This window comes from Phenylobacterium sp., assembly GCF_036264965.1.
Classification (GTDB): domain Bacteria; phylum Pseudomonadota; class Alphaproteobacteria; order Caulobacterales; family Caulobacteraceae; genus Phenylobacterium.
The window spans coordinates 22,972-34,710 of sequence record NZ_DATAPY010000153.1; the positions used below are offsets into that span (position 1 = coordinate 22,972).

Genomic DNA, 11,739 nt, shown 5'->3' on the forward strand with positions numbered 1-11,739 from the left:
GTGGTTCGTCGCACGGCCTCCCCTATCCGCCACACGTCGCCATCAGAGCGGCGGTTTCGGGAGCACCTAGCACGATGACCAGCCGGCTTCTCATTCTCGTCATAGCGGCGACGGCGCTGGCTGCCTCGACCGCCGCGCCGGCCGCCGCCCAGACCAGCCCCGCGGCCGTCGCTAAGGGCTACAAGGCGCCGCGTAACGCCTTCGGCCAGCCGGACCTCTCCGGCGTCTGGAGCAACGCCACCATCACCCGGCTGGAGCGGGATCCGAAATACGGCGAGCGCCTGATCCTGACGCCGGCCGAGGCCAACGCCATCGAAGGCGCCAGCGACCAGCGCAACGCCCGCCTGCGCGCCAACACCGACACCTCGATCAAGGACCCCGACAAGCTGCCGGAATGCCAGAGCGGCGCTCAGGGCGCGGCTTGCGGCTACAACGCCTTCTGGACCGATCCTGGCACCCGGCTGGTGCGGATCGGCGGCGAGGCCCGCACCTCGATTCTCACCGCCCCGGCCAATGGGCGGCTGCCCAGCCGCCCGAACGTCCCGGCCGCCCGCGCGCGGGCCCAGCTCGGCGGCAATTTCGACAATCCCGAGAGTCGGGCTCTGGGCGAGCGCTGCATCGTCGGCTTCGGCGGCACCTCAGGCCCGCCGATGATGCCGGTGCTCTACAACAACCACTACCAGATCCAGCAGACCAAGGACGCCGTCGTGGTTCTGGTGGAGATGGTCCACGACGCCCGCATCATCCGCGTCGGCGGCGCCCATCCGCCGCCGGGGGTCCGCACTTGGATGGGCGACAGCGTCGGCCGCTGGGAAGGCGACACCCTGGTCGTGGAGACCACCAATCTGCGCCGCGAGCAGGGTCTGCGCGGGCCGGAGGACAATATGAAGGTGGTCGAGCGCTTCACCCGCGTCTCGCCCGAACAGATCCTCTACCAGTTCGAGGTGGTCGACCCCGCCGCCTTCGCCGCGCCCGTGAAAGGCGAGGAGGCGCTGAACTTCACCAAGGACAAGATCTACGAATACGCCTGTCACGAGGGCAACTACGCCATGACCGGCATCCTGGCCGGCGCCCGCCAGGCGGAGAAGGAAGGCCGCCCGGTCGAGGGAAATCGCGGCCAGGTGAAGGAAGAAGGCGGGAACTAGATCAGGAGGCGGAGGAAGCCGCCGACGATTCGGCCGTGGCGGGCGGCGGCGCCACGCGAGCCGTCGCCAGCAGGAGGACGAGCGCCTCCGGACGGATCGGCTTGGCGAGGTGGTCGTCCATGCCCGCGGCCCGAGCCTCGGCGATGTGCGCCGGAAGGGCGTTGGCGGAAAGCGCGACGATGGGCGTCCGCGGCTGGCCCAGGGCCGCCTCCTGCGCCCGGATTTCCCGGGCCGCGCTCAGCCCGTCCAGCACCGGCATCTGAAGATCCATCAGGATCAGGTCGTAGGACTCGGCGGTCAGGGCGGCGACCGCCTCGCGGCCGTTCTCGACCATGGTCAACTCGACCCCGAACGGCTCCAGGATCAGGGCGACCACCTGGCGGTTGGTGGGATGGTCCTCGGCCACCAGCACCCGCATGCCGGCGATGTCGCCCACCGCTTGCTCGCTGGAAGCCTCAGGCGTCGCCGCAGCCGTGACGTCCAGCGGAAGGACGACGGTGAACACCGCGCCCTCGCCAAGCTCGGACTCGGCCTCCAGCGATCCGCCCATCAGAGCGGTCAGGGACGCCGAAATCGCCAGACCAAGCCCTGAGCCGCCGAAGCGGCGCGTGATGGAGCCGTCGGCTTGCTGGAAACGGCTGAACAGCCGCTCGTGGAACTCAGGAGAGAAGCCGACGCCGGTGTCGGTGACCGTAAAGGCGACCCCTTCGCCATGGTGACGCACATTGAGGGACACCTTGCCCGCCGCGGTGAACTTCACGGCGTTCGACAGCAGGTTGGAGAGGATCTGAGTGACGCGGACGTCGTCGCCCAGGCGCCAGCCCGCCGCGTCAGGAGCCACCGTCACCTCGAAATTCAGGCCCTTGGCCTCCGCGCTGGCCCGGTGCAGGGCGGCGATGGTGGCCACGCAATCGGCCAGGTCGAAGGGCGCCGGCGTGATCGGCAGCTGCCCGGCCTCGATGCGGCTGATGTCCAGGATATCGGTCAGAACCTGTTCGAGCAGACGGCCCGAGGCCACGACCAGATCGGCGGTCTGGCGCCCGCGCTCCGTGGTCTGCTCCTTGGCGAGCACGCTGGAGAGCGCAATCACCCCGTTCAGCGGTGTGCGCAGCTCGTGGCTCATATTGGCCAGGAAATCGGTCTTGGCGGCGTTCGCCCGCTCCACTTCCGCCGTCCGCGTCCGGACCCGCTCCTCAAGGTCGGCCAGGATTTCGTCGCCCCTCGCCCGCTCGTCGCGCAGAGTGCGAGCCAGATGGCCAATCTCATCGTCGCGGGCGGCCAGCGCCTCGGCGCCGGCCGCCGCCGGGTCGCCGAGCGCCCGCAACGGGCCGATCACCTGGCGGCGGACCATCCAGAACAGGATCGCCGCGCCGATCGCGATCACCAGTAACTTGCCGAGGAAGTCCGGGAGCAGCGCTGACCAGGGGTCGGCCTGCGCCAAGGCCTTGGGGAAGGTCACCAGCAGCAGCCACGACGGGCCGTCGAGATGGCCGTAGGCCACCAGCATCTTGCCGTCGGGACTGTCCACGACGCCACTCGCGTTGCCCTGCGCCTGGATGCGGGCGACCAGGGCCGGAACGTCGTAGGACTGTTCGAGGGCCGACACGGCCTTGCGATTGAGGGCCTGCGGGTTGGCGAACCCCGGGAACGCGACCAGTTCGCCGCGGTCGGAGGCGATCAGGCTGGTGGCGCCCGGCGGCGTGTCGCGCAAGAGCTGGGTGAGGTAGGAGCCGGCCATCACGGTCGTGCCCCAGGCGCCGACATAGCGCCCGTCGACGTAGATCGGGCTGACGCAGCCGCTGATCAGGGTCCGCCGGGTCTTGTCCTGCATGAGCGGCGACAGCGGCGTGCACCGCATCCGTCCACTCGGATCGTTCTGCGGCAGCGGATAGGATCCCTGATCGGTGTGGTCGAAGTCGACGCCGGCCGGGGCGGTCTTGCGGAAGAAGGTCAGCCGCTCGCCGCGATGCGGCGCAAAGACGATCAGGCGGTCCTTGGGCGCGAGGAAGAAGAAGTTCTCGAACTTGGCGAGATCGGACTCGCCGACCCGGTCGACCACCAGGGTCGCGGCCGTCATGACCCGCCGCTCGTCCGGCGTCAGGTCGTCGGCGTGGCCGAGGTAGGCGCCGACCCCGTAGATCGCATCACCATTGGCGGTCCGCTCGCCGTCATAGAGGCTGTCGCGGCTGCGACGCGTCCCATCGCCCTTCTCGGGAAACCAAGTGTTGAACTGTCGGTCGACGTCCGGGCCCAGCGGCATCAGCTGCAACCGGCGCCGCAGGGCGTCGGTCGCGGCGATCTGCTTGGCGCGCAGGGTGTCGAACAGGTCCTGTTCGGTGCGGGTGCGCTCCTTCACATAGAGCGCGAGGTCGTCGATCCGGTGCTTCTCCACCTGCCGCCGATAGGACGAATAGGTCGCCACCGTATCGACAAGCAGAAGCACCGTCATGCTGACGACGAGGCCAGCCAACAGCTTGGTGCTGATCGATCCGAAGCGCATACCGCCGAGCCGCCGTGAATTTCCGCGCCTCTCGGATAACAACAAAAGCTTACAGAAGACTTTGCCCCCGGCGCGAGGACCGCGGCGCGTCGGCGCAGCTGAAAAGGATTGGTGGGGACTGCCACAGGCGGCGCGAAACCTGCTCTATTGTCGAGATCGATGCCGAAGCCCCCACAGTCCCCTCACGACCGGCCAAGTACGATCCAGGAGGCGCTGGAACGGGCGGCGCTGGCGCTGCGGACCCAGCGTTTTGACGAAGCCGCGCGTCTGGCCGAGGGCGTGCTGAAATCGAACCGGAGCAGCCTTCCCGCCGCCCAGCTCCTCGGTCAGGCGCTTCTGTTGCAGGGCCGACCGGACGCGGCCGTCGAGCCGTTGCTTAGGGTGGCGCGGCGCAGCCAGGACCCAGCGATCGAGACCTTGCTGGCCCGCGCCCTGGCCGACGCCGGGCGGCGCGACGAGGCGCTGGGCCATCTGCGCCAGGCGACGGAGCGGCGGCCGCCCTACCCGCTGGCGTTTGTCGAACTGGGCGACCTGCTTGGGAAGCTTGGCCGCCTCGATGAGGCGCTCGCCGTGTTCGAGGCCGGGCTGGCTCTGGCGCCCGACGCCGCCATCCTGCGGATGGGACTTGGCCAACTGCATCTGAACCGCAACGATCGCGCCGCGGCCCGGGCGTTGTTCGCCCAGGTGCGCGCCGCGGCGCCGGAGCGCTATGACGCCAGGGTCGCCCTGGCCAATGTGCTCGTCCTGGACGGCGAATACGCTGCCGCCGCCGACCTCTATCGGTCGGCGCTCGACATGCGTCCTGACGACGCCGTGACGCGGATCGGCCTCGGCAAATGCCTGCTGGAAATGGGCGAGCGCAGGGCGGGCGAAGCGGCGTTGCGCACGGCGACGCGCGACGGCGCGTCAGCGGCGGGCCTGGCCATCTCCGCACTTGCCGCTACGCCACACGGCCGGTTCTTCTTGCGACCGAGCGCGGCCGCGAAGTTCCTGGGCGCCGACCCTACCTGAGGGCCTCAGGTCCGGAACTGCCGGCGGTAGACACCTTTCTCGCGATCGATGGCGGTCAGCAACTCGTGCGTCCGCTGCGCCTCCTCGTCGGTAAAGGTCGCCGTGCGCGCCACCCAGGTCTCGCGCCTGACGGGGAAGCATTGCGCGATGGGCGTGCCCTTGGGCAGGACGCCGCTGAAGTCCACGTCATGCCAGTGGGCCGGGAAATGGATCCAGCCGTCGGTGTAGCGGTCGCTGTCCACCAGTCCCGTCAGGGTGGTGAACGGCAGGTCGAAACGATTTGCCGGATGGGTGAACAGCAGGGAGTAGCCGCTCGGCGCCTCGATGGTCCAGAAGCTGTGGAACTTGATCAGGAACCGATCGGGCTCGAACAGTGGCGTGCCGGCGACCTGGCCGGCCTCGTGGATGCCGATCGGCGAGCGCGCGAAGCTGACGGCGCCGCCCGGCGGCAGGTCTTCGTCCCAGGTGAACGCTCCGTTCTCGACCCTTACGTCGCAGACCAGGGGGATCAGGAAGCCGCAGGTCATGGCGTCGATGAAGGGCGGGCAGCGTTTGACCGTGTCGACCTCGCCCGAAGCCAGCGCGCTGAACGCCTGGGCCGGCATGGCCTTCAGCCAGTCCGGCAGCCCCTGCGCCGCGGGCGTGGGCGACGGCAGCCGTCCCTCCAGCTCCCTGGGACAGCGAAACGTCAGTGTCATTGGACTTTCGGGTTCGGAGGTCACGCCTGCCAGCCGCTGCTACTGCCCAAATGCACACCGGAACCGGATGGCGCCGGCAGGAACCTACCGCCCCGTCGAATCCCCGCCAAGCGTCAGGAACAGCCTGCTTCGTTTCCGGAAGATGTCCGCGTCCGCGCAGCGACAGGCGTTCTGAGGTCGCCTTGAAAAATCAGCGGCCGCCGGCGCGGTGATTACGGCGGCGACTGCTCCGCCCGGCGTCACCGGACGGAGGTCCCTCGACACGTCTAGAAGCTGGCCCTTCCTTCGACACCGAAGGTGCGCGGGTCGTTGAAGACGCCGCCGATCCCACTCGTGGGGGAGAACGAGCGCGTATAGAGGTGCTGTTCGTCGAAGAGGTTTCGCGCCCAGAGCGACAGGGTCAGCCTCGAACCCTGCGCGACCTGGATATCGCCGAGCGCGATCCGGCCGTTGAACACGAGCCCGGGCTGGCTCTTGATGGCCAGCACGCCCGGAGCGGGATCGCGGTCGGTGCCGTAAGAGCCCGAGTCCCAGTTGCCATCGAGGTGGGCCCGCAGCGTGAAGTTGTCGAAGGGCCTCTGATAATCGATCGCTCCGGTCACCGCATTTTGGGGCGTGAATTCCTGATAGAGGGTCGTCGGGACGGTGGTCACCACAGTGCCGACGCCCGGGACAAAGACCGGGAACGGATTGATCGACGGCGGGATGTGGACCGCCGGCGACCTGGCCTCCGGCCGCGCACGGTCGGAGCTTCGCGCCCAAGCCAACGTCGCCGCCGCCCTGCACGCCGCGGTTCTGCGCAGCGAGCTGGAAAAGCATCGCTCGCTGCCCTTCGTGCTGGCGGAGGACCCTGACGTGAAGACCGCCCTGGCCCGGCCAACGGCGGCCAGCCTGCGCGCCGTCGACGAGAAGCTGGAGCAGCTCAGCCAGCAGACCCGGGCCGCCGACATCTACCTGATCGACGCCCAAGGCCTGACGCGGGCCTCGTCCAACTGGCGCCTGCCGTCCAGCTTCGTCGGCTCGAACTACGGCTTCCGACCCTATTTCCGCGACGCCCTGGCCAATGGCGCGGCCGAGTTCTTCGCGCTAGGCACCGTCAGCCGCCGTCCGGGCCTCTACCTGGCTCGCCGTGTCTCCAGCGCGGGCCGGAAACTCGGCGTGGTGGTGGTGAAGGTCGAGTTCGACGCGCTCGAAGCCGAATGGGCCAAGTCCGACGACCTCTCCTACGTCACCGACAGCCAGGGCGTGGTCCTCCTGAGCAGCGTGCCGGACTGGCGCTTCCAGGTCGCGGGGCCTCTCCCCGACGCCGCCAAAGCGCGCATCCGCGACGCCCAGCAGTTCGGCGACGCGCCGTTGACCCCCCTGCCGATCCGCGCGCGATCCGACGGCCAGGTGACGACCAACGGCCCCGATGCCGACGCCCGCCGCTTTATCGCTGTCCAGACCCCAGCGGCGGCGCAGGGCTGGACCCTACGCCTGCTGACGCCCACCGAGCCGGTCGTCGGCACCGCCGCGACGGCCGCTCGCGCGGTGACCCTGATCGCCAGCGGCCTCGTGGCGCTGGGGATCGGCTTCCTCGTACGGCGCCGGGAGGCGGAGGACCGCCGGGCGGCCGAGCGCGAGGCGCGCCGACAGGAACTGGAGCGGATGGTCGAGGCGCGCACCGGGGAATTGCGCACCACCAATGACCGCCTGCTGGTGGAGGTGGAGGAACGCCGCCGCGCCGAGGCGACCCTCCACACGCTGCAGGATCAACTCGTGCAGGCCAACAAGCTGGCGGTGCTCGGTCAAATCGCCGCCGGCGTGGCTCACGAGATCAACCAGCCGGTGGCCGCGATCCGCACCTACGCCGACAACGCGGTCGTCATGCTGGACCGCGACGAGCCGCAACCCGCCCGCAAGAACCTGGCGGTGATCGCCGCGCTGACGGAGCGGATCGGCGCGATCACCGGCGAGCTGCGGGCCTTTTCGCGCCGGACCACCGGCAAGGCCTCGCCCGTGGGCGTCGAGCAGGCGATCGCCGGCGCCCTCTTGCTGATGAGCCCGGCCCTGCGCACCCGTCACGTGAAGCTGAAGCGGACAGGCGATATGCGGGAGTTGCGGGTGCTAGGCGAACCGATCCGCCTGGAGCAGGTGTTGGTCAACCTGCTGCAGAACGCCGTCGAGGCGGTCGCCGATCATCCCTCGCCCATCGTCGAACTCTCGGTCGAGGCCACGCGCCGGGAGGTGCGGATTCGTGTGCGGGACAATGGCCCAGGCCTCAGCCCCAAGGCGCGCGCCGGCCTCTTCAAGCCATTCAACAGCACCAAGGCCGCCGGGATGGGCCTGGGCCTCGTGATCTCGCGCGACATCGTGCGTGAGTTCGACGGCCAGCTGACCGCGGAGCGCTCCGTCGGCGAGGGCGCCACGTTCATGGTGACCTTGAGGCGCGCGACATGATGTTCGACGTTCGGACGCCCGTCGCCTTCGTGGAAGATGACGACGATCTTCGGGCGAGCAATGTCCAGGCCCTGCAACTGGCGGGGTTCGAGGCGATGGGCTTCGCCTCCGCGACGGAGGCGCTGAAGGTCCTCGACGCCGACTTCCCGGGCGTGGTCGTGAGCGACATCCGCATGCCGGAAGTGGACGGTCACGAATTCTTCCGGCGCGTGCAGGACCTGGATCCTGAGCTGCCCGTGATCCTGATCACCGGGCACGCCGACGTCGATGAGGCCGTGGCGGCGCTCCAGCAAGGCGCCTACGACTTCCTGGCCAAGCCCTACGCCACCGAACCCCTCACGACGACCGTACGTCGGGCGCTGGAGGCGCGGCGCCTGGTGATCGACAACCGCCGTTTGCGGACCCTGGCCGACGCGCCGTCGGGAGATCCGCTGATCGGCGACACGCCGGTCATGCAGCGCCTGCGCGATACGATCCGGGTGGTGGCCGAAGCCAATGTCGATGTGCTCATTGAGGGCGAGACGGGCGTCGGCAAGGAGATGGTAGCGCGCGCGATCCACCGGGCCGGGGCGCGTCGGCGCAAGGCGTTCGCGGTGATCAACTGCGCCGCCCTGCCGCAGGAATTGATCGAGGCGGAGTTGTTCGGACACGAAGCCGGCGCCTTCCCGGGCGCTCTGCGCCGCCGACTCGGCCGCATCGACGCCGCCGAGCGCGGCACGCTGGTCCTGGACGAGGTGGAGAGCCTGCCGTTGGCCGCCCAGGGCAAGCTGTTGAGCGTTCTTGAGGAACGGGAGGTCACGCCGCTGGGCTCCAATGAGCCGCACGTCGTCGACTTCCGGGCGATCGCCACCACCCAGGCCGATCTCGGCCGGGCCGTGGACGATGGCGGGTTCCGCTCGGACCTCTACTATCGTCTGAATGTCGTGCGGCTGCAGGTGCCGCCGCTGCGACTGCGGCGCGACGATATTCCTCGCCTGTTCGCGACCTTCCTCGGCGAAGCCGCCACCCGGCAGCGCCGCAAACCGCCGCAGCTGTCCCTGGCGGTGCGTCGCCGGCTCCTGGAACACCCCTGGCCCGGCAATGTTCGGGAGCTGCGGCACTACGCGGAACTGGTGGTTTTGGGTCTCGCGGACCGCGGTGCGGACATCGAAGACTCCGCGTCACGCAGCCTGCCGGAACGGGTCGACGCCTTTGAGGCCCAGGTGCTGCGCGACACCCTGTCGGAGGCGCTTGGCGACGCCCGCGCGGCCGTCGCGCGGCTGGGTATCCCGCGCAAGACCTTCTACGACAAGCTGAAGCGCCACGGCATCGACATCGGAATCTTCCGGCCCGTCCCCCCGGCCAGAAGCTGACGACCTGAAGGCCCGCAACGAGTCAGACGCACTCTTCGCATGGCGAGAGCCGGCAGAACCTAAAGCCGTCAGAGCAGCCAGCTCGTGGAGCCGCGTGACGCCGCCACGCTTCGCTCCGATGCAAATTTCGCCAGCAAGTATGCGGTTGGTATCGACGGCGATCTCGACGGGACAAGTGCTCTCAAGAAATTTCGTATTTTAACGCGAAAGAATCCAGTATAATTTTTCTTTAAGTCATAATACATTCATCTCATTGCGCGCAGCGGCCGCGTCGCGGACCACGGGGCACAGCGCACGAGCGAGGGGGCAACGAGGGTGAAGCGCAAAATATCGGACACGGCGAAAGCCGGGCTGTTCATTTCATCGGCGACCATAGCGATCGCGCTGTCGGCCCCAGCGGCCCGCGCGGCGGGCGCGCCGGCGGCAACGGCGACGGGCGCGCCTCAGCTGGAAGAGATCGTCGTCACCGCCGACCGCAAGGACAGCTACAGCGCCGATCTCGTGCAGGCCGGCAGCTTCCGCGGCGCGAAGCAGATCGACACCCCGCTGACCGTAGATGTGATTCCGCTCGAGGTGTTGCAGTCCCAGCAGGCGCTGACGATCCTCGATGCGCTGAAGAACACCCCAGGGGTGACCAGCGCCCAGACGAGCCCCACCGTCTACAACAATCTCTCCATCCGCGGCATCGTGGTGGAGAACCGCGGCAACTACCGCCTCAACGGCTCGCTGCCGATCGTCGGCATCATCGACCTGCCACTGGAGGACAAGGATCGCGTCGAGGCCCTGAAGGGCGCGTCGGCGCTGTACTACGGCTTCACGGCGCCGTCAGGGATCATCAACCTGACCATGAAGCGTCCCACCGGCGACAACTCGACCCGGGCGACGGCTTTCGGTGACGACAATGGTTCGGCCGGCGGGGCGGTCGACACGAGCTTCGTGTCCGGCAAGTTCGCGGGGCGCATCAACGCGGTTTACGCCAACGTCGATTCGGGAATCGATCACACGGCGGGCAGCCGCAACCTGCTGGCGGGCGCCTTCGACTACAAGCCGCTCGACAATCTGACGTTCAGCCTCGACGCGGAGCATATCTACAAGCGCGTGAACGAGCCGGGCATCTTCCTGCTGACCCAGCCGAAGTCGACGGTCGCCAACCCCTACCCCGCGATCACCCTGCCGCCGTTGCTCGATCCCTCCACGAACTTCGGTCCCAACTGGGGATACAATCGCGCCGAGGAAACCAACATCCTCGGGCACATGAACTGGAAGATCAGCGACGCCTGGGCGCTGACGGTGGACGCCGGCAGTTCCCGCGCCGAGCGCGACCGCCACTTCACCACCCTCAATGTGACGAACTTCGCGACCGGCGACGGGACCCTGGCCGTCGGCCTACAGCCGGGCCAGAAGTACCTGAACCAGAACGTCCGCGCCGAACTGGCCGGCACCTTCTACACCGGCCCGCTGCTGCACGAGATTCTGGTTGGGGCGTCGCAAAACGTCCGCGACCAAGTGGCGTCGACGTCAGTGAAGGTGAATTTCGCGCAGAACTTCTTCAATCCGCACCCGGTGCCGGAAACCCCGTTCGGGGTGCGCATCGGCGACCACACCCGCATCGACGACATCGGCTACTACGCCTTCGACCGCATCAAATTCCACGAGTGGCTGCAGGTCTTGGGCGGAGTCCGTTATTCCGACTACACTGAGTCCGACCGGACGACCGGCGTGACGACGTTCCACTCCACGCCGACCTCGTATTCCTACGCCGTCGTCCTGAAGCCGCGCGAGTGGGCGAGCGTCTACGCCAGCTATATCGAGGGCCTGGAGTCGACGCCGGTGGCGCCGGCGACCGCGGTGAACGCGGGCCAGCAGCTGGGTCCGACGGACAGCACCCAGAAGGAAGCCGGGGTCAAGATCGAGCCCCACAAGGGGCTTCTGTTCCAGGCGGCCTATTTCGACATCGACCGGGGATCGTCCTTCACCAACGCGGCGAACGTCTTCGTGGTCGACGGACGAGCCCGCTACAAGGGGACCGAGGTCAGCCTCACGGGCGAAGTCACCCGGCATTTCTCGATCTACGCCAGCGCGCTCTTCCTCAGCGCCAAACAGGAATCCGGCGCCGGCACGGTGATCTCGGGGACGACGATCACCCCGACCATCGTCGGCAAGGACATCGAAAACACCGCCAAGACCACCTACTCGATTTCGGGCGAGTACCGGCTGGACCAGCTGGTGGAGGGCCTGAGCGCCACGGCGGGCGTGTTCTATGTGGGCAAGCGCTTCGTCAATCCACTGAACGAGGGGCAGATCCCCGGCTACACCACGGTCGACCTCGGGGCGTCCTATTTCAGGAACATCTACGATCATCCGACGACCTTCCGCATCAACGCGCAGAACGTCGGGAACAAGAAGTATTGGGCGTCGACCGGGGCGCTGTTCCTCGCCGAGGGCGCGCCCTCGGTGGTGAAGTTCTCGGTCTCGACCGCCTTCTGATCCCCGTCCGAAGACCATGTCCGCTCTGGATACAACTGAGGCGGGCCGGTGGCCCGCCTCCGTCTTTCGAAGGGATCAGGCCATGTCGCAGGACAGGGCGTGCAGCA

At 68.2% G+C, this 11,739-nt stretch carries 8 protein-coding genes; 5 read left to right on the top strand and 3 right to left on the bottom strand.

What is annotated here, in order from left to right; genetic code table 11:
* Positions 1–74 precede the first annotated feature (74 nt).
* Positions 75–1,145: a hypothetical protein gene (locus VHS75_RS20505; RefSeq protein ID WP_329640479.1), complete on the top strand. Its 1,071-nt coding sequence runs from the start codon at positions 75–77 to the stop codon at positions 1,143–1,145.
* A gap of 1 nt (position 1,146) precedes the next feature.
* Here VHS75_RS20505 and VHS75_RS20510 read toward each other — a convergent pair whose 3' ends face one another.
* Complete coding sequence (locus VHS75_RS20510) at positions 1,147–3,645, bottom strand: ATP-binding protein (protein ID WP_329640480.1); 2,499 nt, start codon at positions 3,643–3,645, stop codon at positions 1,147–1,149.
* Between the two features lie 159 nt (positions 3,646–3,804).
* On the opposite strand from VHS75_RS20510, the gene VHS75_RS20515 reads away from it, so the two are divergent.
* Positions 3,805–4,656, top strand: coding sequence for a tetratricopeptide repeat protein (locus tag VHS75_RS20515; RefSeq protein ID WP_329640481.1), 852 nt, complete (start codon positions 3,805–3,807; stop codon positions 4,654–4,656).
* A 5-nt stretch (positions 4,657–4,661) separates the two neighbouring features.
* Here VHS75_RS20515 and VHS75_RS20520 read toward each other — a convergent pair whose 3' ends face one another.
* Both VHS75_RS20520 and VHS75_RS20525 read right to left on the bottom strand, forming a co-directional pair.
* The gene (locus tag VHS75_RS20520) at positions 4,662–5,354 is read right to left on the bottom strand and encodes a hypothetical protein (protein ID WP_329640482.1); all 693 of its coding nucleotides are present in this window, start codon (positions 5,352–5,354) and stop codon (positions 4,662–4,664) included.
* 266 nt (positions 5,355–5,620) lie between these two features.
* Positions 5,621–6,010, bottom strand: a complete 390-nt coding sequence (locus tag VHS75_RS20525; protein ID WP_329640483.1) for a hypothetical protein — start codon at positions 6,008–6,010, stop codon at positions 5,621–5,623.
* Positions 6,011–6,044: 34 nt separating this feature from the next.
* Between VHS75_RS20525 and VHS75_RS20530 the strand changes: the two genes are divergently transcribed.
* The 3 genes from VHS75_RS20530 to VHS75_RS20540 all read left to right on the top strand — a co-directional run bounded on the left by VHS75_RS20530 (position 6,045) and on the right by VHS75_RS20540 (position 11,632).
* Positions 6,045–7,793: a sensor histidine kinase gene (locus VHS75_RS20530; protein WP_329640484.1), complete on the top strand. Its 1,749-nt coding sequence runs from the start codon at positions 6,045–6,047 to the stop codon at positions 7,791–7,793.
* Positions 7,790–9,145 carry a sigma-54 dependent transcriptional regulator gene (locus VHS75_RS20535; protein ID WP_329640485.1) on the top strand — a complete coding sequence of 452 codons (1,356 nt, stop codon included), beginning with the start codon at positions 7,790–7,792 and terminating at the stop codon, positions 9,143–9,145. Before VHS75_RS20530 ends, VHS75_RS20535 begins: the two co-directional genes overlap by 4 nt.
* A 315-nt stretch (positions 9,146–9,460) precedes the next feature.
* Entirely contained in the window at positions 9,461–11,632 is a 2,172-nt protein-coding gene (locus tag VHS75_RS20540; RefSeq protein ID WP_329640486.1) for a TonB-dependent receptor, read from the top strand.
* The last annotated feature ends 107 nt before the right edge of the window (positions 11,633–11,739 follow it).

What these genes read in the sequence shown, in the direction of transcription:
- VHS75_RS20535 (WP_329640485.1), top strand. Translation starts at nt 7,790, where the DNA reads ATGATGTTCGACGTTCGGACGCCCGTCGCCTTCGTGGAAGATGACGAC.
- VHS75_RS20515 (WP_329640481.1), top strand. Translation starts at nt 3,805, where the DNA reads ATGCCGAAGCCCCCACAGTCCCCTCACGACCGGCCAAGTACGATCCAG.
- VHS75_RS20520 (WP_329640482.1), bottom strand. Translation starts at nt 5,354, where the DNA reads ATGACACTGACGTTTCGCTGTCCCAGGGAGCTGGAGGGACGGCTGCCG.
- VHS75_RS20510 (WP_329640480.1), bottom strand. Translation starts at nt 3,645, where the DNA reads ATGCGCTTCGGATCGATCAGCACCAAGCTGTTGGCTGGCCTCGTCGTC.
- VHS75_RS20505 (WP_329640479.1), top strand. Translation starts at nt 75, where the DNA reads ATGACCAGCCGGCTTCTCATTCTCGTCATAGCGGCGACGGCGCTGGCT.